The sequence below is a fragment of the Leucobacter soli genome, from assembly GCF_042659205.1.
Classification (GTDB): domain Bacteria; phylum Actinomycetota; class Actinomycetes; order Actinomycetales; family Microbacteriaceae; genus Leucobacter; species Leucobacter soli.
In genome coordinates this window covers 1-910 of record NZ_JBHSRW010000432.1, presented here as the reverse complement: position 1 = coordinate 910, position 910 = coordinate 1, and the positions used below count along the sequence as shown (strand labels likewise).

Genomic DNA, 910 nt, shown 5'->3' with positions numbered 1-910 from the left:
GGTTCGCCGAGCGCCTCGCCGCGAGCGCCGGCTTCGATCGCGCGGCGCTCGCGCCGCTGGTCGCCGCCGCGGAGCGGAACTGGGCGGAGGTCGGCCCGGAGCTCGCGCTCACCGGCCCGATCGCGCGGGGAGACACGGCGACCGTCGCGCGTCAGCGCGCCGCGATCGCCGAGCACCTGCCCGAGCGGGTGGCGCTCTTCGACGAGCTCGTGCATCTGACCGAGGACCTCGCCCGTACCGGCCGGGGCCCGGTTCCGTCGGAGTCGGGAACGTCGGAGTCGGGAACGGAGGATCGCTGATGCGCATCGCCCGCACCGCGGCCGAGCTGCACGAGCACCTTTCCGCCATGCGCCCCCGATCGGGTGAGGCCGACGGCGTCGGCCTGGTGCCGACCATGGGCGCCCTGCACGAGGGGCACCTCTCCCTGATCCGCGCCGCCCGCGCGGCGCACGCGGCGGTCGTGCTCTCGATCTTCGTGAACCCGAAGCAGTTCGACGACGGCGGCGATCTCGCGGCCTACCCCAGGGACGAGGAGCAGGACATCGCGCTCGCCCGAGCCGCGGGGGTCGACGTCGTGTTCGCGCCCTCCGCCGACGAGATGTACCCGAGCGGCTTCGCCACCACGGTCAGCGTGCATCCCCGCCTGACCGGCGTCCTCGAGGGCGCGGTGCGCGGGGCCGGGCACTTCGACGGGGTGGCGACGGTCGTCTGCAAGCTGCTCGCGATCGCGCGGCCGGACGCGGCGTACTTCGGCGAGAAGGACTTCCAGCAGCTCCTGGTGGTGCGCCGGATGGTCGAGGACCTGGCACTGCCCGTGCGGATCGTCGGCTGCCCGACCGTGCGCGAGGCCGACGGTCTGGCGCGATCGAGTCGCAACGCGCGGCTCTCGCCCGAGCAGCGCGCCGCAGCC

2 protein-coding genes are annotated in these 910 nt (G+C 74.7%); both read left to right on the top strand.

The window, feature by feature from the left end; all coding sequences use genetic code 11:
* Positions 1-299 (top strand): DUF2520 domain-containing protein (locus ACFPZL_RS13750; RefSeq protein WP_382335953.1); only part of this gene is annotated, 299 nt, incomplete at its 5' end.
* On the top strand, positions 299-910 hold a 612-nt coding region (gene panC, locus ACFPZL_RS13745), incomplete at its 3' end, for a pantoate--beta-alanine ligase (RefSeq protein ID WP_382335951.1). The genes ACFPZL_RS13750 and panC, both read left to right, overlap by 1 nt.